Genomic DNA, 23,892 nt, shown 5'->3' with positions numbered 1-23,892 from the left:
CAAATCGGCTTTTCAGTTAAGGCATAGACACGGGCATCTCAACCCAAATCGGTACGCCCGGCCCATAACGAACGCGTTATGACGCCCATCCCCTTTCAATCCGCCTCAGTGATGATTATTTGAGGCGGGAACAGAAAGGATCATTCCATGAGCGATCTGACATCCCCCAAATTGACCAAGACCGATGCCGAGTGGCGTGAGCAGCTGACGCCGGAGCAATATCGCATCCTGCGCGAACACGGCACCGAGCGCGCCTTCACCGGTCCCTATTGGGATACATTCCAGAAAGGCCTCTACCGCTGTGCGGCCTGTGACGAGCCGCTGTTCCTCTCGGATACGAAATTCGATGCCGGCTGCGGCTGGCCGAGCTATTTCGAGCCGGTGAAGCCCGGCGCGGTGACGGAACATCGCGACGCGAGCCACGGCATGGTGCGCACGGAAATCCGCTGCGCCAATTGTGGCGGCCACCTCGGCCACGTCTTCCCGGACGGCCCGCCGCCCACCGGTCTGCGTTATTGCATCAATGGCCATTCGATGGTGTTCGAGCCGGTCTGATAAAGCTCAGGGTGAAAGGCCGGCTGCCCTTGCCGGCCTTTCACCCTGAAAAGGCTGTCTCGACAGCCGGACCGGAGAGTGAGATCATCGCCGTCTCATTCCTTCCGGATCACCGCCATGACACTCGAAACCATCCTCATTTTCATTCCCGCCTGTTTTGCCCTGAACATGGCTTTCGGGCCGAACAATCTGCTGTCAATGACAGTGGGTGCGCGCTACGGCATGGCGACGGCGGTAATGGCGGCAAGCGGCAGGCTGGTCGCTTTCGCGGGCATGATCGCGATTGCAGCACTGGGCCTCGGCGCACTTTTGATGGCCTCCGAGATGATGTTCTCGCTGATCAAATGGATCGGTGTTCTTTATCTGCTGTGGATCGGCTTCAAACTCATCCGCTCAAAGGCTGAGGTTACCGCCCCTGACGTATCCTCGGGCAACGGCAATGTTCTCAAAACCTATCTGCGGCAGGAGTTTTTCGTCGCCTCCGGCAACCCCAAGGCTATTTTGATCTTCACGGCCTTTTTCCCGCAATTCATCCAGCAGGACGCCTATTGGCAGAGTTTCGCCACGCTTGGCGTGATTTTCCTGCTGCTCGAGGTGGTGGCGATTGCCGTTTATGCCTTTGTCGGTTCACGACTGTCCGGTCTCATGCGCAATGCGCGCGCCTTGAAGCGCGTCAACCAGATCAGCGGTTCCATGATGATGGCCTTTGGTGTCATGCTCGCTTTCGCCCGGCGTCCGGCCTGAAGGGAAACCGCCTAGCCTGCTAGCCTAGTTTCAGCTCCATGCAGGTCAGGTCCAGCCAGCGGCCGAACTTGGTGCCGACTTCCGAAAACCGGCCGACGACCCTGAAACCAAGGCTTTCATGCAGGCGGATGGAGGCGATGTTTTCCGCCTCGATGGCGGCGATCAGCACATGCACGTCGTTGCCCGCGGCATGATCGATCAACGCCTGCATCAGCTTTTTGCCGATGCCGTGGCCGCGCGCATCCTTTTGCACATAGACCGAATGTTCGCGGGTATGGCGATATCCGTCGAAAGCGCGCCAGTCGCCATAGGAGGCGTAGCCTGCGACCTTGCCGTCGAGGATTGCGACGATGACGGGAAAGCCGCGCGACTTGCGGGCGGCGAACCATTCCTTGCGGTTCTCCAGATCGACCAGCACGTCATTCCAGATCGCCGTCGTATTCAGCACCGCGTCGTTATAAATCTCCATGATGCCGGAGAGATCGTCCACCGTCGCATCGCGCAGTTCCACCGTCATTTTATCCTTCGCCCTCGTCGTTCCCGAAAGCGTCACTGCCTGACGCGATCCCCACGACCCTTAAGCGATGAGGTGGCGCAATGTCCAGCGCCTCGCTCGCCTGTCGAAAACGTGGGCTTCAGGATGCCAGCGGAACGAGGCTGAACGAGGTGACCACGGCGAAATAGTGAACCGCGGCGGCGGAAACCACGAAACCATGCCAGATGGCATTCTGGAACCGCAACTTTTCCCAGACATGGAAGATGACGCCGAGCGAATAGATGACGCCGCCGGCAACGATGAGCCAGAGCGTGACCGGCGAAAGGTGTGTCGACAGGGGCTCGACCACCATGATGCCGCTCCAGCCCATGGCGAGATAAAGGCCGATGGCGACCCGGTCGTAACGGCCGGGAAACAGGCATTTGAGCAGGATGCCGCAGAGTGCCGCAAGCCAGATCAACCCCAGCATGACGGCAATCAGCGGATCGTCGATACCGCGCATCAGAAAGGGCGTATAGGTGGCGGCGATGAGGATGAAGATCGCCGAATGATCCAGCCGGCGCAGGAACCATTTCACCCTGGAGTGCGGCCAGATATTATAGGTGAAGGAGACGGAAAGACAGGCGACAAGGCCGAGACCGTAAATCCACGCGGCGGCGATCGCGCTGAGGCTGCCCCACGCCATCGCGTAAAAAATCAGCGCCGTCGCGCCGATAAGCGCAAACACGATGCCGACCCCATGGACGATGCCATCGGCGACAATCTCGTGAAAATCATACTGGCGCCCGAACCGCCACATCTCGCTCATGGTCCATTCCCGTCTGCGTGCTTTCATCAAAGCATGGAGCCAATATTAGACAGGAACAAGACAGCGGCCGGTTAACGGCAATCAAATTGCGTTCGAGACTGTTGCGAAAAGAGAGGTCCGCCGTTTCCCTCATTCCTGCGCTTTCACAGGAATCCAGCCGACGCGTGTCTGCGCGGCGAAAGGACTCTTCTCAGCCCAAGGACTTGGTCTGGCTGGATCCCTGTGACAAGCACAGGGATGAGGGTGAGAAAGGGCGGACGCAACATGTCACCACGAAAATATTTCACAAAGCTGCGGCGCATTCCTGGCAAAACGGCGTATAGGGCACCGCCTTCAGCCGATCCTCCGAAATCTTCTTGCCGCATTTGACGCAGGTGCCGAAGGTGCCGCTCGCGATGCGGTCGAGTGCTGCGTCGATGGCGCGCAACTCGTCCTGCCCCACCTGCCCCAGCTCGTCCAGCACCTCGTCATTGCTGCGTTCACTGGCGCGATCCTCGTCATCGGGATTGCGAGGCTCTTCGAAATCGGCCTCAATCTTGTGCAGGCGGCGATAAAGCTCGCGCTGGCGGTCACGCAGGATTTTCTCGTAAGTTTCGACATTCATGGTCTTTTCCTCCAGCCGGCGCGGGCGGAAAACCCGCCCGCAACCCAAAAACGTCAAGCCTTTATCGATCCACCAGCACCGAGCATTTGGCGTGGCGCACGACGCGGTCGGCGGTGGCGCCGATGAAATAATTGCTGAAATCAGGCGTGTGCGACGCGATGATGATGAGGTCAGCCTTGTGTTCCTCGGCGGCGGCGATGATCTCGCGCGCGGGTGCGCCGCTTCTGATTTCCTGGCTGCCCTTGAAACCGGCCCTGGTCTTGAGGTCCGAAAGCTTGGTCTTGGCGTCCTTGATGGCGTTTTCGATCAGGTCGACAGGCAGATCGATCGCCATATAGCCCGGCAGTTCCTCGACAACGTTGATGAGAACGATCTCGCCGTCCGGATCCAGCAGCGCCTTGGCCTTTTCGAGAATCTTTTCCCCCTTGTCGGTGGCGCTGAGGTCTACCGGTACGATGATCTTCTTGTACATGGCTGTCTCCTTTGGCTTGATCCGCCGTTTGGCGTGTCGGGCTAGACTTATATTTCCCCGCCCGCGCAGCCTTCACCTTGATCGAAGTCAAAGCCGGAGCCGGGCCCGAACGGGGCATTGTCAACGAATAGTAGACAGTCAATCGCCAGACGGTGATCTTTGCTGAACGACGAAACCAGCCCATATTCGCCTTCGACAAACGCCGCAAAGCGGCGTCGGCCGATAATTTCGGCGACCGATCCGCCCCGGGGCGCTTCGGATTCAATATGGAGATCATGATGAGTGAAATCAAACAATTCGCCCTGACGCGGCCGGCCTATGTCGGCCAGGCGCATCTCGTCGTTCACGATCTGCCGCGCGTTTCGGATTTCTACCAGAAGATCATCGGCCTTTCCGTTCTTGAAAAGAACCCTAGCGGCGAAGTGCTTGGTGTCGGCGGCCAGCCGCTTCTCACGCTTTCCACCTCCAGCATGGCGGAACGCGCGCCGCGCAATGCCGCAGGCCTGTTCCACACGGCCTTCCTGATGCCGAGCCGGAACGACCTGGCCCATTGGCTGGCGCATGCCGCCCATAACAATATCCAGTTTCAGGGCGCATCCGACCATCTGGTGAGCGAGGCGATCTATCTCGCCGACCCGGAAGGCAACGGCATCGAGGTCTATCGCGACCGTTCGCCGGATGAATGGACCTACCAGCCTGATGGCACCGTTGAGATGGCCACGCTCGGCCTCAACCTGCAGGCGCTTTATGACAGCGCGCCGAAGACCGCATTCACCGGTGCGGCGGAGGGAACCGCCATCGGCCATATCCATCTGCAGGTCGGCAATATTCCGCAGGCGGATGAGTTTTATCAGGATGTGCTGGGGCTGAAGATCATGGCGCGGTATCCGGGTGCGAGTTTCTTCGGCTCCGGGGCCTACCACCACCATGTGGCCGCCAATATCTGGAACAGCCGCGGTGCCGTGGCCCGCAAGGACAACATGACCGGCCTTTCCGGCTATTCGCTGAAATTCAACGAGCAGGCGGCGCTCGACACGGCTGTTGCCGCACTCGACCGGCTGGAAATCGCCACCGAAAGGCAAAGCGACGGTATCGTCCTCAGAGACCCTTGGGGAATTGGGCTAAAGCTTTCCGCATAAAGCAAAAAGGGGCGGCAGAAATTTCTGCCGCCCCGGAACCGCCACATTTTTCGAACGTTTGTCACCTTATTGGGGGACCGTTCGATGAATGAAAATGCCAGGCCGGAGAAGACCGGCAGCTTGGTCAGCACCGGGGCAAACGCCGGCGCCACCGCCGGAAGCATTCCGGCAACTAGAGCGGACCCGCTGGAAGTACCGGCTTCCGCCCCACGCCGTGACGACGCGCGCAGCCAGCAGCCACTCGGCCGCGAAGCGCTGGATGTGGTCGTCGCCTGGTCGGTGATCGGCATCTTCCTCATCATGCTGATGGCGGTCATCCACGAGTTGTCGCTCATCCTCATTCCGGTGGTGATGGCCATCGTGGTCGGCATGATCCTCGGCATCGCCGCTGAAAAACTCGGCTCCTACGGCATTCCCGGTTTCGGCGTTGCGCTTATCCTGTCGAGCCTCGTGGCGGCGGTGATGTTTTTCGTCATCAATTCGCTGACCGAGCCGCTCTCGCTCCTCGCTTCCGAAGGCCCGGCGCTGATTGAACGCAGCATCGATCGTTTCCTGCCCTATCTGCAAAGCCTGCGATGGCTGAATATTTCGGCGGCCAGTTTCAGCATGGGGTCAATGTCGATGGAATCGCTGATTTCGCGCAGCGGCGAGATCATCTCCGTGCTCGGCTCCAACATCACCCCCGCGGTCATTCAGGGCCTGATCTTCCTCGCTGCGCTGCTGATGTTTCTCTATAGCCGGCTGCGGCTGCGCAAGGCGATCATCATGGCCTTTCCGGCCCGCCACCAGCGGCTTCGCACCATCCGCATCATCGGCTCGGTGGAAGAGGTGCTCGGCACCTATTTCGCCACGGCGGCGCTGATCTATGCCGGGCTTGGCGTGACGATGGTGGTCATCGCCTATTTTGGCGGGCTGGCCATGCCGCTGCTCTGGGGGCTGTTTGCCTTCCTCTCCAGCTTCGTGCCGTTTCTCGGCATCACCGCCATGACGATTTCGCTGACGGTGGCAGGCATCATCACCCATGACAACATCGTCCTGGCGCTTCTGCCGGCGGCGATCTTCTTCACCATTCACCTGCTGATGGAAAACCTCGCCTTTCCGGCGGTCGTTGGCCGCAACATGGAGATCAACCCCTTCCTCGTCTTCGTGATGATCATCTTCTGGACGTGGATGTGGGGGGCGGCCGGCGCCATGCTCGCCCTGCCGCTGTCGCTGATCGCGATGACGGTGACGCGGGAGCTATTCCCCTCGCGCCGGGTTGTGCCAAACTTGCCTGCCTAGCCTTTTCCGAAAGGCGCATCAGGGCCGCTCAGGAAGCGAGCGGCATACCTTCGCGGGTTGCCATGCGGCGCTCGTGCTCGATCAGCCATTTCTTGCGCCACAGCCCGCCGCCATAACCGGTCAGGCTGCCATCCGCGCCCAGCACCCGATGGCACGGGACGACGATGGCGATCTGGTTGGCGCCATTGGCGCGGGCCACCGCGCGCACGGCGGACGGCCTTTCCATGGTGGTTGCAAGCGAGGAATAGCTGACGATCTCCCCCGCCGGAATTTCCCGCAGGCTGCGCCAGACATCGCGCTCGAAGGGCGTGCCGTGGCCGGCAAGCCGGGTTTCGAAGGCGGCCGAGCGGCCGGCGAAATAAGCCTTGAGCTCCGCTTCGATCTGGCCGGTCACCGCCGTACGGCCGAGCACCATATCCGCGCCGGTACGCGTCTTCAGCCGCTTCAGCTCGGCGGGAAGCGCCGGCCGGTCGGCGAATTCGAGGAGATGCAGGGCGTGATCGTCGGCGACGACGAGCATCGGGCCGATCGGCGTATCGATCCAGTCGCCCTTCAGGAACCCCTTGCCCTTCATGGCCATGGGTGAAGCGCCGAAGAACTGGTTGATGGCGGCGCGGAAACCGCTGCCGGAATCGTAACCGGCATCGATCTGTGCACCGATCACCGCTTCGCCGGCAGCAATGCTCTCCGCCGCATCGCCCAGCCGGCGCAATCTCGCGATTTCCAGGAAGCTCATGCCGAAACGGCGCTTGAAAGTGCGGCGCACGGTGGAAGGATCATGGCCGAGCGCCACCACATCCTCCTCGCGCCAGCGCCGCGCCGGTTCGTTTTCCAGCGCCGTCAGCAGCGAGGTGACGGTCTCATCGGCGGTGCCGTAGGACAACATCGGCTTGCAGCGTTTGCAGGGGCGGAAACCCGCCTCCAGGCATTCGGCGATGGTCTCGCGGAACCGGCAGTTCTCGATCTTCGGTTTGCGCGCCGTGCAGGTGAAACGACAGAAGATCTTCGTCGAGGTCACGCAGACATAGGCCACGCCCTCATAGGCGGGGTCCTTGTTCACAAGGGCTGAATACAGGGTTTCGGTGTCGGGGCGTTTGAACAGCATCATGGGGAGGATGCTAGCGCAAATTTAAGCGGCATGCCGCCGAAAAACGGGCGTGGATGTGGCTCATCTCCCTCTTTCCTGTGCTCGTCACAGGAATGAGGAAGGAGCTTCCCCTTCAATTCCCCGGCGGCGCAAAGGACGGGTCGTCCAGCCTTGTGAAAATCACGCCCCGCGCCTTCAGCGCCAGCAGGCCTTTCACCACGCCCTCGCCCGCTTCATGGGTGGGCTGGTTGATGTGGGAGATGATGACATCGCCGTCCTTGGCGGAAGCGATGTGTTTCGCCGTCGCCGCCGCACCCAGCAGCGAGCCGCCATCGCCATTGACGGAATAACCCGCGACCCGCATGCCAAGCCGGTTGATGGTGGCCATGGACGAGCCTGTGTATTTGGCCGTCGCCCCCCGGAACCATTGCGGCTGGATGCCGGTAGCGGCGACGATCGCCTGACGGCCACCCTCCACTTCCTGCTCGACCGCGGCTTGCGAACCGGCGGCGGCAATGCCGTAGATGGAAACGGGCTTGTCCACCGCCGGCACATGGTTTTCGCCGTGATTTTCGATCTCGAACAGATCCGGATGCGCCATGAGCGTGGCCAGCGCCTCGCTGTTATGTTTCAGCCAGCGGGCGGTGACGAAGATCGTCGCGGGAATGCGCTCGCGCACCAGCGTATCGAGGATGCGGTGATCGGTCTTGCCCATGCAGGCATCCAGCGTCATCGCCACCCGCACCCTGCCGTCATGCTGCGGCGTCATTTTCAGCGACGGCTCGACAAGGCCGGTTCCCGCAAAAGCGGCTGAAGAGGCGGAGAGAAACAGGGCGGCAATGAAGAGGCGACGCAGCATTTTATATTCCGGAGTGTGAAGAGGTGGCAATCCGCCTGCAAAGCGCCCGAATTATGGCGCGGTTTCCAGCACGGACAGGGCTTCCAGCGCCTCTTCCACTCGCTGGCGTTCCGCACTGGTGAGCGGCAGGATCGGCCGCGGCGGTTCACTCACCGTCAGCGATAGGATATTGGCGGCGGCGTAAACAACGCGGATGCTGCCGAATTCCCTGAACAGCGCCCAGAGCGGCTGGAAGGCCGCATCGATCCGTTTCACCTCTTCCGCATTGCCGGCCTGAGCCGCCCGCATCAGCCGCAGGGCCGGAACCGGCAGCAGGCCGGCAACGACGCTGTACCATGTGTCGCCGCCGGCAAGTGTGGCGTCCGCACAGCCCCAGTCGCCGCTGTAACCGATGGCGAAATCCTCCGACAGCTTGGGGCGCAGCCGCGCAAGTTCGCCGGCATAATCGGAATCCGCCGGCAGCGGCATCTTGATGGCGCGGATATTCGGGATATAGGCGAGCCGCACCAGAAGCTCGTCGCTGAAGGTGAACCGGGTGGTCGTCGGGTTGTTGTAGATCGCGAGCGGCAGGGCCGTCGCGCCAGCCACGGCGGCGAAATGGTGATAGGCCTCTTCCTGCGTCAGCGGCGTGTAGGACACGGGTGCCAGCAGCAGCGCATCGGCGCCGGCGGCTTCCGCATCCGTGGCAAGCGCAACGGCCTCATCGGTGCGCAAAGCGCCGACACCCGCCATCAATATGCGCCTGCCCTTAAGGATGGCGGCGGCGGCCTCGATGGCGCAACGTCTCTGTTCCCGCGTGAGATACATGTAGATGCCGGTGCTGCCGAGAATGCCGATGGAATCGACCGCCGCCGTATCCAGCCGCTCGATCAGGGCCGAGAAGGCTTCAACATCGACCCGCCCCGCCTCGTCGGCCGGCGTAATCGGAAAAGCCGAAAGTCCCTTGAATCGTCTCGTCATGTCTATGCCCCTCACTTCGATCGGAAGTCAGGGTTACAGAGCCGACCGCGCGGCCGCAACAAAAGCGGCGGCTAAACGCTGGCCTGAAATCGAAAAATTCCGTGCTCAGTCATAAAGATACAACTTCTTCCACTGCTCTTCGGGAATCTTGTCCCCCACACGGTAGTCGAAGGACTGGATGCTGAGGCTGTCGCTCTTCAGCTGGCACTTGTATTTGAGCTTGTACCATTCGCCCGCGCTTCTGAAGACCGCACCCGGCGCCTTGATGGAGTTCTTGCCCACTTCCGGGTCGCCGAACGTATAGGCGATGACCTTGTCCGGCCGCATGCCCTTCTGTTCCGTCGCTATCCTTTCCATCGCCTCTATATCGCAGCGCTGCTCCAGGCGTTCTTCGGGGGCCAGCGCATTCAGTTGCCGCATGACGCTGGCATCGATCGCGAAAGCGGGGGTGAAGGCCTGCAGGCTGAGGAAAAAGGCAGAGAGGGCAGCGGGAAGAAGCTTTCGCATGGGGTCCTGTCAGTTTTTTCGTTTGTTCTTGTCGATCGCGGCAGGCCGGACGGCCGACGCACATCATCGCCGATTTGCCGGATATTGCCAAAATGTGATCGAAAGCTGACGAAATTGTGCCCGAGCCGCATTCCGCCTGTGGAGATTTGAAACTTGATCGGCCGCAAGCCGCACTCTACATCTTGGTGCCGCCCAAGAATTTTTACAGGAAAGCGAGTTTCCCTTGCCGATTTTCAAGAACCTGCCCATTGCCCCGACCGCCGAAAAACGGCCCGTCCAGGATACGCATCACGGCATTACCCGCACCGACGATTACGCATGGTTCCGGGCCGATAACTGGCAGGCCATGTTCAAGGACCCCACCCTGCTCGACCCGGCCATCCGCGCCCATCTGGAGGCGGAAAACGCCTATATGGAAGCGGCCATGGGCGACACCAAGGCGCTTCAGGAAAAGCTGTTCGAGGAAATGAAGGGCCGCATCAAGCAGGATGATTCCTCCGTTCCCGTTAATGACGGGCCTTATGCCTATGGCACGCTGTTCGTGACCGGCGGCGAGCAGCCGCATTATTTCCGAACCCCGCGTGATGGCGGCGAAAAACATGTTCTGCTTGATGGTGACAAGGAAGCGGAAGGCAAGGATTATTTCCGTCTCGCCGGTCTCGACCAGTCCTCCGATCACAGTCACGGCATCTGGGGTTATGACGACAAGGGTTCGGAATATTTCACCCTGCGCATCCGCAATCTCGAAAGCGGCGAGGACCTTGCCGACGTCGTGGAGAACACCGGCGGCGGCGGCGCATGGGCGCCCGATGGCAAGAGCTTTTTCTATACGCTGCAGGACGAAAACCATCGCCCCTCGAAAGTTTTCCACCATATCATCGGCGAGCCGCAATCGGCCGACCGGCTGGTTTATGAGGAAAAGGATCCCGGCTTCTTCATGGGCGTCGGCGCGTCGGTGCTCGACGATTTCATCTTCATCGACATTCACGACCACGAGACCAGCGAATACCGCATTCTCTCCACCAAGGACCTGACGGCCGAGCCCGCTATCGTGGCGGAGCGCGAAGAGGGCATCGAATATTCGATGTGCGAAGGCGGCGACGTCTTCTTCATCCTTACCAATGACGGCGACGCCAAGGATTTCCGCATCGTGGAAGCGCCGGTCACCGCGCCCGGCAAGGAAAATTGGAAAGAGGTGGTTCCGCACGAGCCGGGCCGCCTGATCCTCTCCGTCGACGCCTATGCCCGCCACCTGATCTGGCTGGAACGCCGCGACGGCCTGCCGCGCATCGTCATCCGCGACCGCCGCACCGGCGAGGAACATTCCATCGCCTTTGCCGAAGAGGCCTATTCGCTCGGCCTGCATGGCGCGGCAGAATATGACACCGACGTCATCCGTTTCTCCTATTCCTCGATGACGACGCCGAGCCAGCTGTTCGATTACGACATGGTGACGCGTGAGCGCACGCTTCTGAAGACGCAGGAAGTACCATCAGGCCACAATCCGGATGACTACATCACCCGCCGCATCATGGCGCCTGCGCATGATGGCGAGTTGGTGCCGGTCTCCCTGCTCTATCGCAAGGATGTGGCGCTCGACGGTTCCGCCCCCTGCCTGCTTTATGGCTACGGCGCTTACGGCATCACCATCCCCGCCTCCTTCTCCACCACCACGCTGTCCTTGGCCGACCGTGGTTTCATCTATGCCATCGCCCATATTCGCGGCGGCAAGGACAAGGGTTTCGAGTGGTACGAAACCGGCAAGATGGAAGCCAAGCAGAACACCTTCAACGACTTCATCGCAGCGGCTGACCATCTGGTTCAGGAAGGTTTCACCTCCTATGAGGGCATCATCGCCGAAGGCGGCTCGGCCGGCGGCATGCTCATGGGGGCTGTCGCCAATATGGCGCCGGAGAAATTCGCCGGCATCATCGCCGCCGTACCCTTCGTGGACGTGCTGACGACAATGCTCGATGACACGCTGCCCCTGACCCCGCCGGAATGGCCGGAATGGGGCAATCCGCTGGAATCGGAAGAGGAATACGGCTGGATCGCCGCCTACAGCCCCTATGACAATGTCGGCGCCAAGGCCTATCCGCCGATCCTCGCGCTTTCCGGCCTTACCGATCCGCGCGTGACCTATTGGGAGCCGACCAAATGGGTGGCGAAGCTGCGCGAAAGGACAACGGGAGAAGCGCCCATCCTGCTGAAGACCAACATGGCGGCCGGCCATGGCGGCAAATCGGGCCGTTTCCAGCGGCTTGAAGAAATTGCCTTCGAATACGCCTTCGCGCTGAAGGTGGCCGGCAAGGACGCCGTGTGACGGCCTGACATTAAAACGGGCGGCGATTCCGTCGCCGCCCGACCCATGAGAGATAAAAATACCCACAAAAATCATCTTTTCGAACATTTATTCCAGAAAATATCGATTGTATCTTTTCTTTAAATTTCACTTGTCATATCATTGGATTTTTATTTCTAGTTATTGCAACTAATAATATATCCAACTTAAATCATAATAACTCTCATGTATTATTCGAAATAGGGAAATGTTCCAAAAATCGAATGCATGGCTGCGATGCGTCATTTCGCGTTGCAATATCACTTTTTGGCCGTATTATGCCGGTCGTTGACATATTCATGCGCCTTTTCGCCGCTTTTCTTGCGGCAATGCCGCAGCGTGTTCTGCGGATATTCTTCTCGCCGTAATTTTTCGGCTTTTCCACGCGCCATGTCAGTTCGCCCTTGGCAATCCGGGCTTTGCAGTGCTCCCGCTTTGCCAACTGAAAACACTGCATCAGACTTGGAGGTCTCCTATGAAGAAACTCCTGGCCTCGACCATTCTCGTAACGGGCTTTACCATCGCTGCCGGTGCAGCACATTCCGCCAATGCCGCCGATAGCTGCGGCAGCATCACCATCGCCGAAATGAACTGGGCATCCGCGGGTGTCGCGGCTTATGTCGACAAGTTCATTATGGAAAACGGCTATGACTGCACGGTCAATGTCGTCACCGGCGACACCATGCCGACCTTCGCTTCCATGAACGAAAAGGGCCAGCCGGACATGGCCCCCGAATTATGGGTGAACGCCGTGCGCGAACCGCTCAGCGCCGCCGTCAAGGACGGCCGCATGATCGAAGCGTCGAAAATCCTGAGCGAAGGCGGCATCGAAGGCTGGTGGATCCCCAAATTCATCGCCGACGCACACCCCGACATCAAGACCGTCGAAGACGCGCTAAAGCACCCCGAACTCTTCCCCGCCCCGGAAGACGCCAGCAAAGGCGCCGTGCACAATTGCCCATCCGGCTGGAACTGCCAGGTGACGACCGCCAATCTCTACAAGGCGCGCGAAGGCGACAAAAAGGGCTTCACGCTGGTCGACACCGGTTCGGCCGCCGGTCTTGACGGCTCTATCGCCAACGCTTTTGAAAAGAAGCAGGGCTGGCTCGGCTATTACTGGTCGCCCACCGCCATTCTCGGCAAATACGAGATGGTGAAGCTGGACGACGGCGTCGAACTCGACCGCGCCCATTTCGACGAATGCACGGCGAAGGTCGATTGTGCCGATCCCAAAGTCAACGCCTATCCCGTGGCGGATGTCTTTACGGTCATCACCAAGGACTTCGAAGGCAAGGCCGGGGTGACGATGGACTACATCAAGGCCCGCAACTGGGACAACAAAACGGTCGCCGAAATCCTTGCCTGGATGGATGAGAACCAGGGCACCAACGAGGACGGCGCGGAATATTTCCTCGAGAACCATGAGGACATCTGGACGAAGTGGGTTCCGGCCGAGGTGGCGGAGAAGATCAAGGCTTCGATGTGATTGGTTGATGGGGGAAGCTTCGGTTTTTATCCGTGGCTTTACCCCCCTCTGTCCTGCCGGACATCTCCCCCACAAGGAGGGAGATCGGCTGGGCGCACCCTTCTCCCAAATCCGCAACGTGTGTCATGGGCGAGACCTTACCGCAGGTCGATCTCCCCCCTTGTGGGGGAGATGTCCGGCAGGACAGAGGGGGGTGCCCCAGCCGCCGCCCGCCGCCCCCCCCAACCCAAAGGGAAAACAACAATAATGGCCCTCTGCAACTACCTGCCGGACCTGCTCTGCAAGTTCCCGGCTATCGACAACAGTACGATGCGTGTGGCACGCAAGACCATCGATGACGGTTTTCGCGACATCGTGCGCAATTACGGCGATGCGATCGACGTGGTCGTGCATCCGCTGCAGCTGTTCCTCAATGCCTCAGAGCGGCTGTTCATCCAAACGCCGTGGATCATCACGATGCTGGTCATTCTGGCCATCGTGCATCTGGCCGGGCGCAGCCTGAAGATCACCGGCGGCACCGCCATTTCCCTGCTCATGATCGGCGCCGTCGGCCTCTGGCGCGACGCCATGACGACGCTCTCCATCGTCGCCATCGCCACGCTGATCGCCATCGTCATCGGCCTGCCGCTCGGCATCCTGATGGGACGTTCGGAACGCCTGCAACGCCTCATCAATCCCGTGCTCGACGTGATGCAGACCCTGCCGAGCTTCGTATATCTCATCCCCGTGGTGGTGATTTTCGGCATCGGCAAGGTTCCGGGCCTGATCGCAGTGGTGATCTACGCCATTCCGCCCGTCATCCGCCTCACCAGCCTCGGCATTCGCCTCGTGGATCGGGAAGTACTTGAGGCGGCCGACGCCTTCGGCTCCTCCAATGGCCAGAAGCTGTTCAACGTGCAGCTGCCGCTGGCGTTGCCCACCATCATGACCGGCATCAACCAGACCATCATGATGGCGCTCGCCATGGTCGTTGTCGCCTCCATGGTCGGTGTCGGCGGGCTCGGCAAGAATGTGCTTCAGGCCATCAACAACCAGTTCTTCACGGTGGGCTTCCTGAACGGTTTCGCTCTGGTCGCCATCGCCATCATGTTCGACCGGGCGAGCCAGGCCTTCGGCAAGCGCCTGCAGAAATACCGCGAGGTCTCCCATGGCTAAAAGCATCGAAATCAGGAATCTTTACAAGATCTTCGGCAAGCATCCCGAGAAATATCTCGAAGCTGTGCGATCAGGCATGGACAAGGTCGAGCTGAACGACAAACACAACCATGTGCTTGGCCTCAACAACATCAACATCACCATGCCGGGCGGCAAGATCACCGTGGTCATGGGGCTTTCCGGTTCCGGCAAGTCGACGCTGATCCGCCACATCAACCGGCTGATCGACCCGACTGCCGGTGAGGTTCTCTACGACGGCGAGGACATTTGCGGCATGAGCACTTCGGCGCTGCGGAAATTCCGCCGTCACAAAACGGCGATGGTGTTCCAGAAATTCGGCCTCCTGCCGCATCGCACCGTGCTGGAAAACAGCGTCTACGGGCTCGATATTCAGGGCATGCCACGCAGCAAGAGCGAGGAAAAGGGCCGGTATTGGCTGAACCGCGTCGGTCTGGACGGGTATGAGGATTATTACCCGAACCAGCTTTCCGGCGGCATGCAGCAGCGTGTCGGCCTTGCCCGCGCGCTTGCCAATGATGCCGATATTTTGCTGATGGACGAGGCCTATTCGGCGCTCGATCCGCTGATCCGTGTCGATATGCAGACGATGCTGCTCGACCTTCAGCAGGAGCTGAAAAAGACCGTGGTGTTCATTACCCACGATCTGGACGAGGCTTTGCGGCTCGGCGACCATATTGCCATCCTGAAAGACGGCGAAGTGGTGCAGCAGGGCGACGGCCAGAGCATCATCCTCTCGCCTGCGGACGACTACGTCACCGACTTCGTGCGTGACGTCAATCGCAGCCGCGTGCTGCAGGCAACCACTGTCATGGAACCGCTCGAAAGCCGCCCCGAAGGCATGGCCGTGCAGGAGAACGCGACGCTGGAAACAATCGCCCGCGACATGTCGGAAGCCAATGAGACGACCGCCCATGTGGTGGACGAGGACGGCAAACCGGTCGGCAGCATCGGTCTGGACACGCTTGTGGCCGCGATGGTGACGCCTGCGCCGCAGGAGGCGGAGGTTAAGGTGGAAGCGGCGGAAGAGCCGGAGAAGCCTGGGGAAACGGTTGTTCCGGTGGAGAAAGAAACGGCTTGATCCGGCATTCCGGGAGCTGACTGGCCTTGCCCCACACTCCACGTCATCCTCGCCCTTGAGGAGAGGATGACGTGGAGTGGAGGCAAGCCGTATTTCAAGGCCAATCTTGAGCCCAGGCGCCAGCGCCCACATGCTCTCCCTCGCCGCCGTGCGAAATCAGGAGATAACTACCCCAGTACCGCCTTCAGTCATGCAAAAACGAAGCACTACTTCGCCGGCTGTCAACCCTCGGCGATCGCTGCAGCGCAGCAAGCGCAAGTTTCGGACAAGTCCCCGCCGTTAACTATTCGTTAACTTTTGAACGCGGAATCACCGACATGCAGATTGAAAGCAATATCGGCGGATATAATTACCAGGGGCGTGTTCGCGAGCTTGAAAAAGCCGGCGGCGCGCAGAATGCGGCTGAAGAACAGGCCGTCAAACGCAGCCCCGGCAACCCGACCGTTTCCAGCACCATTCTTTCCCAGTCGCTGGCCAATGTGCTGTGGGCTGTCGGCAATGGCAGCGCGCCCGCTTATCAGGATACGGCCGCGGCTTCCGCCGAGGACAAGGCGGAAGCACAGGCGGAATGGGTGCGCAGCGCCTATTCGGAATATACCGAATAAACGATTCCAATCAGGCCCTTGCCGGGCTCACTTCCACCGTCACATGGGACAGTTCATGTATGGCGGCAAGTTTCTGCTTGTAGAAAGCCGGCGCCTTCGGCGCCTGCGAATGGATCGCCACGATGGCGGCGTGATGCCCCGGCCCCACCTGCCAGACATGCAGGTCGGTGATGCGATCCTCTTCCGTCTCCACGCTTTCACGGATTTCCTGCGGTAAATCCTCCGCCGGCGGCAGCGCATCAAGCAGGGTCGTCGCCGTGGAGCGGATCAGCCCCCATGACCAGCGGGCAATGACCAGACCGCCTACGATACCCATGGCCGGATCAAGGAACGACCATCCGTTCCATTTGCCAAGCAGCAGCGCGACGATGGCGAGAACCGAGGTCAGCGCATCCGCCAGCACATGCAGATAGGCCGCGCGCAGATTATTGTCCCTGCCGCCCTTTGCGCCGGGGTCAGCATGGTGACCGGCATGCGAGCCATGATCATGATGGGCGTGGCTGCCATGGCCGTGATGGGCATGCGAGCCGTGGGCGTGGCCATGCCCATGATCGTGGTGATGATCATCCTTCAGCAGAACGGCGCTGAGAAGATTGACGGCAAGGCCGATGACGGCGACGAGGATAGCCTGGTTGAAATCGATTTCGACGGGATTGAATAGGCGCATAGCGCTTTCCACGGCAATCAGCAGCGCCACCACCGCCAGCACGATCGCGCTGGCAAAACCCGCGAGATCGCCGAACTTGCCGGTGCCGAAGGTGAAGCGCGGGTTGCGCGCCTCACGACGGGCATAAAGATAGGCCAAGGCCGAAATCAGCATCGCGCCCGCATGGGTGGACATGTGCCAGCCATCCGCCGTCAGCGCCATGGAGCCGTACCAGTGGCCGGCAACGATTTCCGCCACCATCATGGCCGCAGTCAACGCAATGACCATCCAGACGCGCCTCTCATTGCGCTCATGGTTCTGGCCGAGGAAAACATGGTCATGACCGGCTGCTGCGCGGTGTTCGGATGTCGTCGTCATGTCGCTCAATCCTGTTTGCTACTGGCCTGTCTGATCTGCTGGCCCGTTCGATTTCACCGGATGTAGGTCTTCAGCACCTGGGCCAGCTCTTCCGCCGCCCGGGCCCGTTCGTCTTCGTTTTCGGCATGCACCACATGCTCATGCAGATGCTCCTGCATCACCTCCCCCGTCAGTCCGGAAAGCGCGCCGCGCACGGAAGCGAGCAATTGCAGCACCTCGCCGCAGGGCTTGGCATCATCAAGCGCACGCTCCACCGCTTCCATCTGCCCTTTCAGGCGGCGGATGCGGGCGAGAAGCTTCTCCTTGTTGCGGATCGTATGGGACATGGGGACCTCATATACTATAGGGGGGTATACTATATGAGCGAGATTTTCCGTTCAAGCCCCGCTTGACGCAATCTTCGCGAATGTTTCGATCCTTAAAAAATCTCCCCATGAAACTTAGGGGACTCAGTCATGACGACTATCGCAGCAACCATCAGCAGCTATCATCCCACTCAGCTCCGGAGCCTTGAGCCGGCGAGAGGCAAGGAAACCCATTCCACCACCGAAGCCCTGCTGGAGCTGACCCGCGCCGCGCATCGCACCATTTCGAGCGTCGAAACCGCTGCCACGGCCATCGCGCCGGCCGCCGCCAGTGCTTCCTTCGGCCTCGCCACAGCACTCTGGAATCTCGACAGCGGCACCTCCACGACAACGCCCGCCCTGGACATGGCCGCATCGGCACAGCCAGAAGCCGCATCCGGCATCGAGAATGATGTCCTCAAAGCGCTCGCCCAGGCGCTTGGCGTGGATGACGCCGCCTGAGACCCATTGAATGACGGGCTGAAAAGCAATATCTCTAGAGACTAGAGCATCGACCCTGAACGGCGGAGCCACCCCGTTCTCCCGTCTTTGCCCGAGATATGGAGAAAGTCATGCTGTCCATCGGTGAATTGTCCAAACGTACCGGCGTCAAGGTGCCGACGATCCGCTATTACGAGCAGATGGGCCTCATCCGCGAGGCCGACCGTTCGGAGGGCAACCAGCGCCGTTACGAAAAGGCCGACCTCGACCGGCTGGCCTTCATCCGCCATGCGCGTGATCTCGGGCTGAACATCGACGCCATCCGCGAACTGATCGCACTTAGCCAGCACCGGCAGATGCCATGCGAGGGCGCGGACCGCATCGCTGCCGAACATCTCGCCCATGTGCGAGAAAAGATCGCCAGCCTCAAGAAGCTGGAGCACGAGCTGGAGCGCATCGTCTCCCACTGCCACGGCCATTCGATCGAGGATTGTTACGTCATCCGCGCGCTTTCCAATCATGACATGTGCGAGGGTGAACATTGATCGGAAAACCGGGCTTGACAGATTACGGATTCGGGCGCATTGCATTTCCCATGATCAACGAACGCGCACCCATCTCCTGCTCGTACTTTTGGGCCTACCTCTAAGGGCGGCTCGACAGATCATGTTGTCAACAAGCCGCCGTCAGGCGGCTTTGTTGTTTCTCAAGCGTCCTGACGGCACCGATAAGACCAAAGGACCGAAAAAATGACCGAAGATAGCTCCCTTACACTGGAAAGACCGCCCGTCGTCATCATTCGTGGCGCACGCAAGACGGACTTGCCCGAACTCAACGAGATGATCACGCTGCTTGCCTCCTACCACGGCGATGCGGCGGCGATCACGCCGGCGAAACTGGAACGCGACCTGTTCGGCCCGCTGCCCTGGGTGCATGGCCTCGTGGCCGAAGCCGATGGCGCGCTGATCGGTTACGCCCTGCTTCTGCCGCTCTACAGGGCGCAGGAAGGCCGGCGCGGGCTTGAGCTGCATCATCTCTTCGTGCGTGACGGCCATCGCGGCCATGGCACCGGTCAGCATCTGGTTTCCCGCGCCCGCGATATCGCCAAGCGTCTCGGCTGCGACTATCTTTCCGTCAGCGCCACAACAGGCAATGTCGCGGCGCATCGCTTCTACGAAAACATGGATTTCGCGCCCCGGCCGGTTACCGGCATGCGCTACATGCAGTCAATTGCCTGATTGGCATCAACGGAGACGACCATGACACGGATCGCCATTGCGCTCGCGCAGGATTTTGCTGACTGGGAACCGGCGCTGCTTGCTGCCGCAGCGCGCGGCTATCTCGGCGTCGAAATCATCTATGCCACGCCTGATGGCCGGCCGGTAACGTCCATGGGCGGGCTGAATGTAACGCCTGACACATCCTATGACGCGCTTGATCCTGTTGGCATCGATGCGCTTGTCATTCCCGGCGGTCTCAGCTGGGAAAAGGGAACGGCTGTCGATCTTGGCGGGCTGGTGCACCGGTTTCGCGACAGGGACCGGCTGGTGGCCGGCATCTGTGCGGCGGCGAGCGCGCTCGGCGGCACGGGCGTTCTGAACGATGTCGCCCATACCGGCAATTCGCTGGCATCGCACAGGGCCTATCCCGTCTATAGCGGCGAGGCGCTTTATCGCGACCAGCCGAAAGCAGTCAGCGATCGCGGCATCATCACGGCCGCCGGCAGCGCGCCGGTGAGTTTTGCGGTGGAAATCCTGAAACACCTCGGCCTCTTTGGTCCGGAAGCCGAGGCGGAACTTCAGGTTTTTGCGGCGGAGCATCGCTGAGGCGCAGCCGTCTCGGTTGTTTGCACTCCCTCTACTCCCCGTCATTCCCGCCTTGGGCCGGAATCCAGCCGACGCGCGTCTGCGCGGCGGAAAGACTCCTCTCAGCCCAAGGACTTGGGCTGGCTGGATCCCGGCTCGAGGCCGGGATGACGGAGGTGAGAACAGCGATGATTATCGCTGATCCAGCACCCGGCAAACACGTGCTGCGTGATCGCCGCCCTCCCCGGCAATCGCCCGGCGAATATCGCGGCTGTTCAAATGCAGGCTACGGCCGGCAGGTGAATTTGCACGTTTTATCTTGGCAAGTGCCGCCGCCACAAAGGCGGCTTCATGGTCGTGGAAAAAGGCAAGAGCCGCCTCTTCTGTAGGGCTCGGCCCCAGCACCGCCTTGAAGGCAAGGCGGTGCACGGCGCAGAAAGCGCCGTGACCGGGAACGGCAAAACGCAGCGCATCGAGTTCCTCACTCCATTCCGCTGCGTCCTGCATGGATTTACGCCTGCTGGAAGCGCTTCAGGAAAAACGCGCTCAATGTTCCGAGCAAAGCCCAGAAAACGAAGCTCGTGATGGTGGCGGCGACGATGAACTGACGCTCCAGCGGCAGCGGCGCCAGCGCATGTTCACCTTCCGGCGGCAGGGGTGCGCCCACCACATGCGGTGCGACGATCAACACCAGCGCCAGAACGATGGCCCAGGGTTCGCGGCGGAATGCGATCAGCGCTATGCCGCCCGCGGTTGCGGCAACCGTGGAAAGCCACCAGATCTGCCGCGCCTCAAGTGCGGCGGCCGGGCTGCCCGGCAGTTCCGGCGGCAGGCCGATCATCGGGGCCAGCATGACGGCGGTAAAACCGGCAACGCCCCAGAGAAGGCCTTCGCGCCAGCCGCCATTCGTGCCACGCAGCGAAATAAGGCCGGTCAGAACAAGCGCATAACCGATGGCGGTCAGGACATTGGCGGCAACGGTATAGGCGGTGCGCTCGAAGCCATCGGCCGGAGCCCAGGCCTCGTCATTGTGCTCATGGGCGGGAACCGCAGCACCGGGCGCCGTCGCATCATGGCTGTGAGGCGCCTCGCCACCGGCGCTCTCATAGGTTTCCGCCTGAAGGATGAGCGGCGTGGTGCCGAAAGCCTGCATGGCAGACACGGCGAAACCACCGAGAATGCCGACGAGAACCGCGGTAAAGACGATATTGCGAAAAGATGACATGCCGTTTCCCCTCAATGGCAGGGGAAGGCATTGGCATGACGCGTGTCATGCGCGGCATTGTGAACGGCTTCCACATGGGAAAAGCCGACAAAACCGACAACGAACAGGCCAAGCACGATCGCCGTCAGCGATTGCGCGAAGCTGCCCGTTTTTGCGGAAACGGCTGAATTGGCCGTATTCTGCTGGATGGACATGGTGACCCCTCTCCCGGCGCGACCCCGCGCCTTTAGACACGGCCGAACGGCGGGAGCCGCAAGACCGCATGCGATACACTTCACCACGGGGATACGAGACTGACACAGGGAGGCATTGATCTCGCCACCCTGAAATTCCGCTCTTCCGGACACCCCGCCGGCATGGACATTTCCGTGATGGCAGGTCTCCTGGCTTACGGGTCAAAACCTGAAACACCTTCCCGGCATCGCCCTCCCTGGAAACCTCGGTTCCCGGAAAATGGCTTGCCAGTGGCACTTCGTTTCAGGCTCTCCGCTCACAGTTGCGGGGGCAGCCACGAATGAGGATTTCTCCCTATCGTGTTCCCTTTTCACCTTCCGGAACGCCCGGAAGGAACCATCACAGGATTGTTATCCGATGGGTGGCGGCGGGAGTCAATGGGCGCGCATGCGCCCAGGGGCACCCTACCGCGCCGGAATGGCCTTCAGATAGGCGGCGATCGCATCGCGGTCATCCGCCGTCAGATGCGCCATGTTCTGCTGCACCTTGACCATGGAACCGCCGACGCTGTCGAATTCCGGGGTGAAGCCGGTTTCCAGATAGCTGGCAATATCGGCCTTGGCCCAGCTTCCGATGCTTTGCGAGCCGGGGGTGATGTCAGGAATGCGGCCTTCGCCTTCCGGATTGGGGCCGCCGGCCAGCCACTTATCGGCAAGGAAACCGCCGAGCGCATTGCGCGGCGTATGGCACTCGCCGCAATGGCCCGGCCCTTCCACCAGATATTGACCGCGCAGCAATTCGGCATTGGCATTGGCAAGCTCGACCCGCGGCGGTGCGGAGGGGTCGAAATAAAGGAACTTCCAGCCGCCCAGCGCCATGCGCAGGTTGAACGGGAACGGCAGTTCGTGATCCGGCGCATCGTTCTGGCTGGCCGGCAGGGCTTTCAGATAACCGAAGAGATCGTTGATGTCCTTCTGCGTCATGCGGGCATAGGAGGCGTAGGGAAAGGACGGGTAAAGGTGCTCACCGTTCCTGCCCACACCACGCGTCATCGCATCGCCGAATTCCGCCAGCGTCCAGCCGCCGATACCATGCTGCGGATCGGAAGAAATATTGGGCACATGAAAGGTGCCGAAGGGGCTTTTCAGCGCCTGCCCGCCCGCAAGCGTCAACAGCGCCTCACCCTTCGCATCGGGTGCGGCATGACAGCTTGCACAGCCGCCCGCCCAGAACAGCGTTTCGCCATTGGCCAGATCCGGTTCGCCAAGGCTGACCCAATGGCTTGGCGCCTGACGTTCCGGCGCGGTGACCCAGGCGAATATGCCGTAGCCGGCAATCGCCGCGACCACGGCCCCGCCAGCGAGTTTCGTCCAGATGGAGGACATACCCCTCTCCCCATTCTCACCTGACCCGGTCAGATGCCTTTCGAGCGTGAGAAAACGCCGCCGGGAAGCGGCGTTTCCAGAATCATTCGATTATTTCTTCAGACGGTAGGTCTGGTGGCAGGTGCCGCAATCGGCGCCGAGCGTCTTCATGGCGGTGGCAACGCCCGCCTGATCGCCGGGGAGATTGGCGAGAACGATGTCCGCATCCGTGCCAAGCTTGGCGGCCTTGGCCTTGAAGTCCTCGAAATTTTCCCAGATGGCGGGAGCAGCCGCGCTGCCGGTTTCGGTGCCGGCGGGGAACTGGTCCGGGAAAGCCTTGGCATTGGTGCCGATGGTCGTCACCGCAGCCTTGACCACATCAGCATCAAAGGGCTTCTCGCCCTTGGAGATGGCAGCGAGCGAACCCATGGCGCCGCCGATCTGCTTCATCATGCCTTCACGTTTTTCGACTTCGCCGGCAGCGTAGACCGCTCCGGCGCAAAGACAGCCGAAAAGCATGGCCGCCGTGATGGTTTTCAGTTTCATGCACACTCTCCTTGATTCCGGCTGGGACACCGGGCGCTAGATGGAACGGCGCGAGGATGCCCTTTCCGGATGGCGAAAAGAAGTCACATTGCGGTGAATTCCATCGTGAAAACAGAAGCCTAAGACAAGGCCTCCCAGAGCGTGAGAAGCGCTGCGGCAATCAGCATGAAACCGGCGGCGCGACCGATGAAGATCGTGGCGGCGGGCGAGGAAACAAGCCATGCCCGGCTTTTATCCGCCGTCAGCGCCAGCGCGCCATAGACGGTGAACTGCGTCACCGCCACCATCGCGCCCATCACCAGCCCCTGCATCCAGATCGGGCCATAGGCGGGTTTGAGAAATTGCGGATAGATCGCCATCATGAACAGATAGGCCTTCGGATTGGAAAGGCAGGTCAGCACCGCCCGCCAGAAGGCTTTTCTGACCGAAGCGCTCGCCTGGGCCTCGTCGCCGTTCACGACAATCGCGCTGCGCATCAGGCCGATGCCGATCCAGATCATATAGGCGGCGCCAAAGACCAGAAGCGGCAGGAACAGCGACGGCATCCACGCGGCGAGCATGCCGACGCCCAACGCACCGTAAAGCGAATGCACGATGCCGCCGGCGCTCATGCCGCTTGCGGCGGAAAGGCCGGTTCTCTTGCCACCCGTCAGCGCACTTGCCAGCACAAACAGCATGTCCATGCCCGGCAGAATGATGATGCCGAACAGGACCAGAAAGAAAAGCCAGAGATTTTCGGCGTAACTCATGTCAGTATCTCCCAAAACGGTT

The 23,892-nt window shown here is 60.6% G+C and carries 31 protein-coding genes and 1 riboswitch; of the genes, 13 read left to right on the top strand and 18 right to left on the bottom strand.

Annotation, left to right across the window (positions count from 1 at the left end):
• Positions 1 to 147 precede the first annotated feature (147 nt).
• On the top strand, positions 148 to 555 hold the full coding sequence (gene msrB, locus AC5I5B_RS15730) for a peptide-methionine (R)-S-oxide reductase MsrB (protein WP_003509266.1): 408 nt from the start codon (positions 148 to 150) through the stop codon (positions 553 to 555).
• Positions 556 to 672: 117 nt separating this feature from the next.
• A complete protein-coding gene (locus AC5I5B_RS15725; protein WP_003509272.1) occupies positions 673 to 1,299 on the top strand; it encodes a LysE family translocator in 627 nt (208 codons plus the stop codon).
• Between the two features lie 19 nt (positions 1,300 to 1,318).
• Here the strand turns inward: AC5I5B_RS15725 and AC5I5B_RS15720 are convergent, their stop codons facing one another.
• The 5 genes from AC5I5B_RS15720 to AC5I5B_RS15700 all read right to left on the bottom strand — a co-directional run bounded on the left by AC5I5B_RS15720 (position 1,319) and on the right by AC5I5B_RS15700 (position 3,975).
• Positions 1,319 to 1,816, bottom strand: a complete 498-nt coding sequence (locus tag AC5I5B_RS15720; RefSeq protein WP_087743582.1) for a GNAT family N-acetyltransferase — start codon at positions 1,814 to 1,816, stop codon at positions 1,319 to 1,321.
• Positions 1,817 to 1,934: 118 nt separating this feature from the next.
• Complete coding sequence (trhA, locus tag AC5I5B_RS15715; protein WP_003509275.1) at positions 1,935 to 2,603, bottom strand: PAQR family membrane homeostasis protein TrhA; 669 nt, start codon at positions 2,601 to 2,603, stop codon at positions 1,935 to 1,937.
• 283 nt (positions 2,604 to 2,886) lie between these two features.
• Positions 2,887 to 3,207, bottom strand: coding sequence for a TraR/DksA family transcriptional regulator (locus tag AC5I5B_RS15710; RefSeq protein WP_003509276.1), 321 nt, complete (start codon positions 3,205 to 3,207; stop codon positions 2,887 to 2,889).
• A 61-nt stretch (positions 3,208 to 3,268) separates the two neighbouring features.
• Positions 3,269 to 3,679, bottom strand: coding sequence for a universal stress protein (locus AC5I5B_RS15705; RefSeq protein ID WP_003509277.1), 411 nt, complete (start codon positions 3,677 to 3,679; stop codon positions 3,269 to 3,271).
• A gap of 47 nt (positions 3,680 to 3,726) precedes the next feature.
• Positions 3,727 to 3,975 (bottom strand): hypothetical protein, encoded by a 249-nt coding sequence (locus AC5I5B_RS15700; protein ID WP_099086140.1) that lies wholly within the window; start codon positions 3,973 to 3,975, stop codon positions 3,727 to 3,729.
• On the opposite strand from AC5I5B_RS15700, the gene AC5I5B_RS15695 reads away from it, so the two are divergent.
• Complete coding sequence (locus AC5I5B_RS15695; RefSeq protein ID WP_111835021.1) at positions 3,958 to 4,818, top strand: VOC family protein; 861 nt, start codon at positions 3,958 to 3,960, stop codon at positions 4,816 to 4,818. The two genes, AC5I5B_RS15700 and AC5I5B_RS15695, sit on opposite strands and share 18 nt — an antisense overlap.
• 84 nt (positions 4,819 to 4,902) lie before the next feature.
• Positions 4,903 to 6,099 carry an AI-2E family transporter gene (locus AC5I5B_RS15690; RefSeq protein ID WP_080865999.1) on the top strand — a complete coding sequence of 399 codons (1,197 nt, stop codon included), beginning with the start codon at positions 4,903 to 4,905 and terminating at the stop codon, positions 6,097 to 6,099.
• 28 nt (positions 6,100 to 6,127) lie between these two features.
• Here AC5I5B_RS15690 and AC5I5B_RS15685 read toward each other — a convergent pair whose 3' ends face one another.
• The 4 genes from AC5I5B_RS15685 to AC5I5B_RS15670 form a co-directional block, all read right to left on the bottom strand.
• On the bottom strand, positions 6,128 to 7,207 hold the full coding sequence (locus AC5I5B_RS15685; RefSeq protein ID WP_111835018.1) for a bifunctional transcriptional activator/DNA repair enzyme AdaA: 1,080 nt from the start codon (positions 7,205 to 7,207) through the stop codon (positions 6,128 to 6,130).
• A 112-nt stretch (positions 7,208 to 7,319) separates the two neighbouring features.
• Entirely contained in the window at positions 7,320 to 8,045 is a 726-nt protein-coding gene (locus AC5I5B_RS15680; RefSeq protein ID WP_020812985.1) for a polysaccharide deacetylase family protein, read from the bottom strand.
• A 51-nt stretch (positions 8,046 to 8,096) separates the two neighbouring features.
• Positions 8,097 to 9,005 carry a dihydrodipicolinate synthase family protein gene (locus AC5I5B_RS15675; protein ID WP_111784555.1) on the bottom strand — a complete coding sequence of 303 codons (909 nt, stop codon included), beginning with the start codon at positions 9,003 to 9,005 and terminating at the stop codon, positions 8,097 to 8,099.
• 105 nt (positions 9,006 to 9,110) lie between these two features.
• Positions 9,111 to 9,512: a DUF930 domain-containing protein gene (locus AC5I5B_RS15670; RefSeq protein ID WP_003509289.1), complete on the bottom strand. Its 402-nt coding sequence runs from the start codon at positions 9,510 to 9,512 to the stop codon at positions 9,111 to 9,113.
• Between the two features lie 223 nt (positions 9,513 to 9,735).
• Here AC5I5B_RS15670 and AC5I5B_RS15665 point away from each other — a divergent pair, with 223 nt between their 5' ends.
• Positions 9,736 to 11,835: a S9 family peptidase gene (locus AC5I5B_RS15665; protein ID WP_111835019.1), complete on the top strand. Its 2,100-nt coding sequence runs from the start codon at positions 9,736 to 9,738 to the stop codon at positions 11,833 to 11,835.
• Between the two features lie 278 nt (positions 11,836 to 12,113).
• Here the strand turns inward: AC5I5B_RS15665 and AC5I5B_RS15660 are convergent, their stop codons facing one another.
• The gene (locus tag AC5I5B_RS15660; RefSeq protein WP_003509291.1) at positions 12,114 to 12,245 is read right to left on the bottom strand and encodes a hypothetical protein; all 132 of its coding nucleotides are present in this window, start codon (positions 12,243 to 12,245) and stop codon (positions 12,114 to 12,116) included.
• 83 nt (positions 12,246 to 12,328) lie between these two features.
• On the opposite strand from AC5I5B_RS15660, the gene AC5I5B_RS15655 reads away from it, so the two are divergent.
• From AC5I5B_RS15655 to AC5I5B_RS15640, 4 genes are all read left to right on the top strand, one after another.
• Positions 12,329 to 13,339, top strand: coding sequence for an ABC transporter substrate-binding protein (locus tag AC5I5B_RS15655; protein WP_112958572.1), 1,011 nt, complete (start codon positions 12,329 to 12,331; stop codon positions 13,337 to 13,339).
• Between the two features lie 246 nt (positions 13,340 to 13,585).
• Complete coding sequence (locus AC5I5B_RS15650) at positions 13,586 to 14,494, top strand: ABC transporter permease (protein ID WP_080865994.1); 909 nt, start codon at positions 13,586 to 13,588, stop codon at positions 14,492 to 14,494.
• Positions 14,487 to 15,593 (top strand): quaternary amine ABC transporter ATP-binding protein, encoded by a 1,107-nt coding sequence (locus AC5I5B_RS15645; protein WP_080864296.1) that lies wholly within the window; start codon positions 14,487 to 14,489, stop codon positions 15,591 to 15,593. Before AC5I5B_RS15650 ends, AC5I5B_RS15645 begins: the two co-directional genes overlap by 8 nt.
• Before the next feature lie 317 nt (positions 15,594 to 15,910).
• Positions 15,911 to 16,198 carry a hypothetical protein gene (locus AC5I5B_RS15640; protein ID WP_003509294.1) on the top strand — a complete coding sequence of 96 codons (288 nt, stop codon included), beginning with the start codon at positions 15,911 to 15,913 and terminating at the stop codon, positions 16,196 to 16,198.
• Positions 16,199 to 16,208: 10 nt separating this feature from the next.
• Here AC5I5B_RS15640 and dmeF read toward each other — a convergent pair whose 3' ends face one another.
• Positions 16,209 to 17,222 (bottom strand): CDF family Co(II)/Ni(II) efflux transporter DmeF, encoded by a 1,014-nt coding sequence (gene dmeF / locus AC5I5B_RS15635; protein WP_111834900.1) that lies wholly within the window; start codon positions 17,220 to 17,222, stop codon positions 16,209 to 16,211.
• A 53-nt stretch (positions 17,223 to 17,275) separates the two neighbouring features.
• Complete coding sequence (dmeR, locus tag AC5I5B_RS15630; protein WP_003509296.1) at positions 17,276 to 17,548, bottom strand: Ni(II)/Co(II)-sensing transcriptional repressor DmeR; 273 nt, start codon at positions 17,546 to 17,548, stop codon at positions 17,276 to 17,278.
• Positions 17,549 to 17,677: 129 nt separating this feature from the next.
• On the opposite strand from dmeR, the gene AC5I5B_RS15625 reads away from it, so the two are divergent.
• From AC5I5B_RS15625 to AC5I5B_RS15610, 4 genes are all read left to right on the top strand, one after another.
• Positions 17,678 to 18,028, top strand: coding sequence for a hypothetical protein (locus tag AC5I5B_RS15625; protein ID WP_111834901.1), 351 nt, complete (start codon positions 17,678 to 17,680; stop codon positions 18,026 to 18,028).
• A gap of 110 nt (positions 18,029 to 18,138) precedes the next feature.
• Entirely contained in the window at positions 18,139 to 18,552 is a 414-nt protein-coding gene (locus AC5I5B_RS15620; RefSeq protein WP_003509303.1) for a MerR family transcriptional regulator, read from the top strand.
• A 204-nt stretch (positions 18,553 to 18,756) separates the two neighbouring features.
• The gene (locus AC5I5B_RS15615) at positions 18,757 to 19,245 is read left to right on the top strand and encodes a GNAT family N-acetyltransferase (protein ID WP_003509304.1); all 489 of its coding nucleotides are present in this window, start codon (positions 18,757 to 18,759) and stop codon (positions 19,243 to 19,245) included.
• 21 nt (positions 19,246 to 19,266) lie between these two features.
• Positions 19,267 to 19,833 carry a type 1 glutamine amidotransferase family protein gene (locus AC5I5B_RS15610; RefSeq protein ID WP_087743560.1) on the top strand — a complete coding sequence of 189 codons (567 nt, stop codon included), beginning with the start codon at positions 19,267 to 19,269 and terminating at the stop codon, positions 19,831 to 19,833.
• 171 nt (positions 19,834 to 20,004) lie between these two features.
• Here AC5I5B_RS15610 and AC5I5B_RS15605 read toward each other — a convergent pair whose 3' ends face one another.
• The 6 genes from AC5I5B_RS15605 to AC5I5B_RS15580 all read right to left on the bottom strand — a co-directional run bounded on the left by AC5I5B_RS15605 (position 20,005) and on the right by AC5I5B_RS15580 (position 23,870).
• On the bottom strand, positions 20,005 to 20,319 hold the full coding sequence (locus AC5I5B_RS15605) for a hypothetical protein (protein WP_111780990.1): 315 nt from the start codon (positions 20,317 to 20,319) through the stop codon (positions 20,005 to 20,007).
• 4 nt (positions 20,320 to 20,323) lie between these two features.
• A complete protein-coding gene (locus AC5I5B_RS15600; protein WP_111834902.1) occupies positions 20,324 to 21,037 on the bottom strand; it encodes a CbtA family protein in 714 nt (237 codons plus the stop codon).
• 11 nt (positions 21,038 to 21,048) lie between these two features.
• The gene (locus AC5I5B_RS15595; RefSeq protein WP_003509308.1) at positions 21,049 to 21,231 is read right to left on the bottom strand and encodes a CbtB domain-containing protein; all 183 of its coding nucleotides are present in this window, start codon (positions 21,229 to 21,231) and stop codon (positions 21,049 to 21,051) included.
• 162 nt (positions 21,232 to 21,393) lie between these two features.
• Positions 21,394 to 21,627: riboswitch (cobalamin riboswitch) on the bottom strand.
• Between the two features lie 48 nt (positions 21,628 to 21,675).
• On the bottom strand, positions 21,676 to 22,596 hold the full coding sequence (locus AC5I5B_RS15590) for a c-type cytochrome (protein ID WP_099085563.1): 921 nt from the start codon (positions 22,594 to 22,596) through the stop codon (positions 21,676 to 21,678).
• 90 nt (positions 22,597 to 22,686) lie between these two features.
• Positions 22,687 to 23,121, bottom strand: coding sequence for a c-type cytochrome (locus AC5I5B_RS15585; protein ID WP_162695589.1), 435 nt, complete (start codon positions 23,119 to 23,121; stop codon positions 22,687 to 22,689).
• A gap of 119 nt (positions 23,122 to 23,240) precedes the next feature.
• Entirely contained in the window at positions 23,241 to 23,870 is a 630-nt protein-coding gene (locus tag AC5I5B_RS15580; protein WP_003522261.1) for a LysE family translocator, read from the bottom strand.
• Positions 23,871 to 23,892 lie beyond the last annotated feature (22 nt).

Source organism: Agrobacterium sp. (assembly GCF_059499945.1).
This window is presented reverse-complemented; position numbering and strand designations above follow the sequence as displayed.

What these genes read in the sequence shown, in the direction of transcription:
- msrB (WP_003509266.1), top strand. Translation starts at nt 148, where the DNA reads ATGAGCGATCTGACATCCCCCAAATTGACCAAGACCGATGCCGAGTGG.
- AC5I5B_RS15725 (WP_003509272.1), top strand. Translation starts at nt 673, where the DNA reads ATGACACTCGAAACCATCCTCATTTTCATTCCCGCCTGTTTTGCCCTG.
- AC5I5B_RS15720 (WP_087743582.1), bottom strand. Translation starts at nt 1,816, where the DNA reads ATGACGGTGGAACTGCGCGATGCGACGGTGGACGATCTCTCCGGCATC.
- trhA (WP_003509275.1), bottom strand. Translation starts at nt 2,603, where the DNA reads ATGAGCGAGATGTGGCGGTTCGGGCGCCAGTATGATTTTCACGAGATT.
- AC5I5B_RS15710 (WP_003509276.1), bottom strand. Translation starts at nt 3,207, where the DNA reads ATGAATGTCGAAACTTACGAGAAAATCCTGCGTGACCGCCAGCGCGAG.
- AC5I5B_RS15705 (WP_003509277.1), bottom strand. Translation starts at nt 3,679, where the DNA reads ATGTACAAGAAGATCATCGTACCGGTAGACCTCAGCGCCACCGACAAG.
- AC5I5B_RS15695 (WP_111835021.1), top strand. Translation starts at nt 3,958, where the DNA reads ATGAGTGAAATCAAACAATTCGCCCTGACGCGGCCGGCCTATGTCGGC.
- AC5I5B_RS15690 (WP_080865999.1), top strand. Translation starts at nt 4,903, where the DNA reads ATGAATGAAAATGCCAGGCCGGAGAAGACCGGCAGCTTGGTCAGCACC.
- AC5I5B_RS15685 (WP_111835018.1), bottom strand. Translation starts at nt 7,207, where the DNA reads ATGATGCTGTTCAAACGCCCCGACACCGAAACCCTGTATTCAGCCCTT.
- AC5I5B_RS15680 (WP_020812985.1), bottom strand. Translation starts at nt 8,045, where the DNA reads ATGCTGCGTCGCCTCTTCATTGCCGCCCTGTTTCTCTCCGCCTCTTCA.
- AC5I5B_RS15675 (WP_111784555.1), bottom strand. Translation starts at nt 9,005, where the DNA reads ATGACGAGACGATTCAAGGGACTTTCGGCTTTTCCGATTACGCCGGCC.
- AC5I5B_RS15670 (WP_003509289.1), bottom strand. Translation starts at nt 9,512, where the DNA reads ATGCGAAAGCTTCTTCCCGCTGCCCTCTCTGCCTTTTTCCTCAGCCTG.
- AC5I5B_RS15660 (WP_003509291.1), bottom strand. Translation starts at nt 12,245, where the DNA reads ATGGCGCGTGGAAAAGCCGAAAAATTACGGCGAGAAGAATATCCGCAG.
- AC5I5B_RS15655 (WP_112958572.1), top strand. Translation starts at nt 12,329, where the DNA reads ATGAAGAAACTCCTGGCCTCGACCATTCTCGTAACGGGCTTTACCATC.
- AC5I5B_RS15650 (WP_080865994.1), top strand. Translation starts at nt 13,586, where the DNA reads ATGGCCCTCTGCAACTACCTGCCGGACCTGCTCTGCAAGTTCCCGGCT.
- AC5I5B_RS15645 (WP_080864296.1), top strand. Translation starts at nt 14,487, where the DNA reads ATGGCTAAAAGCATCGAAATCAGGAATCTTTACAAGATCTTCGGCAAG.
- AC5I5B_RS15640 (WP_003509294.1), top strand. Translation starts at nt 15,911, where the DNA reads ATGCAGATTGAAAGCAATATCGGCGGATATAATTACCAGGGGCGTGTT.
- dmeF (WP_111834900.1), bottom strand. Translation starts at nt 17,222, where the DNA reads ATGACGACGACATCCGAACACCGCGCAGCAGCCGGTCATGACCATGTT.
- dmeR (WP_003509296.1), bottom strand. Translation starts at nt 17,548, where the DNA reads ATGTCCCATACGATCCGCAACAAGGAGAAGCTTCTCGCCCGCATCCGC.
- AC5I5B_RS15625 (WP_111834901.1), top strand. Translation starts at nt 17,678, where the DNA reads ATGACGACTATCGCAGCAACCATCAGCAGCTATCATCCCACTCAGCTC.
- AC5I5B_RS15620 (WP_003509303.1), top strand. Translation starts at nt 18,139, where the DNA reads ATGCTGTCCATCGGTGAATTGTCCAAACGTACCGGCGTCAAGGTGCCG.
- AC5I5B_RS15615 (WP_003509304.1), top strand. Translation starts at nt 18,757, where the DNA reads ATGACCGAAGATAGCTCCCTTACACTGGAAAGACCGCCCGTCGTCATC.
- AC5I5B_RS15610 (WP_087743560.1), top strand. Translation starts at nt 19,267, where the DNA reads ATGACACGGATCGCCATTGCGCTCGCGCAGGATTTTGCTGACTGGGAA.
- AC5I5B_RS15605 (WP_111780990.1), bottom strand. Translation starts at nt 20,319, where the DNA reads ATGCAGGACGCAGCGGAATGGAGTGAGGAACTCGATGCGCTGCGTTTT.
- AC5I5B_RS15600 (WP_111834902.1), bottom strand. Translation starts at nt 21,037, where the DNA reads ATGTCATCTTTTCGCAATATCGTCTTTACCGCGGTTCTCGTCGGCATT.
- AC5I5B_RS15595 (WP_003509308.1), bottom strand. Translation starts at nt 21,231, where the DNA reads ATGTCCATCCAGCAGAATACGGCCAATTCAGCCGTTTCCGCAAAAACG.
- AC5I5B_RS15590 (WP_099085563.1), bottom strand. Translation starts at nt 22,596, where the DNA reads ATGTCCTCCATCTGGACGAAACTCGCTGGCGGGGCCGTGGTCGCGGCG.
- AC5I5B_RS15585 (WP_162695589.1), bottom strand. Translation starts at nt 23,121, where the DNA reads ATGAAACTGAAAACCATCACGGCGGCCATGCTTTTCGGCTGTCTTTGC.
- AC5I5B_RS15580 (WP_003522261.1), bottom strand. Translation starts at nt 23,870, where the DNA reads ATGAGTTACGCCGAAAATCTCTGGCTTTTCTTTCTGGTCCTGTTCGGC.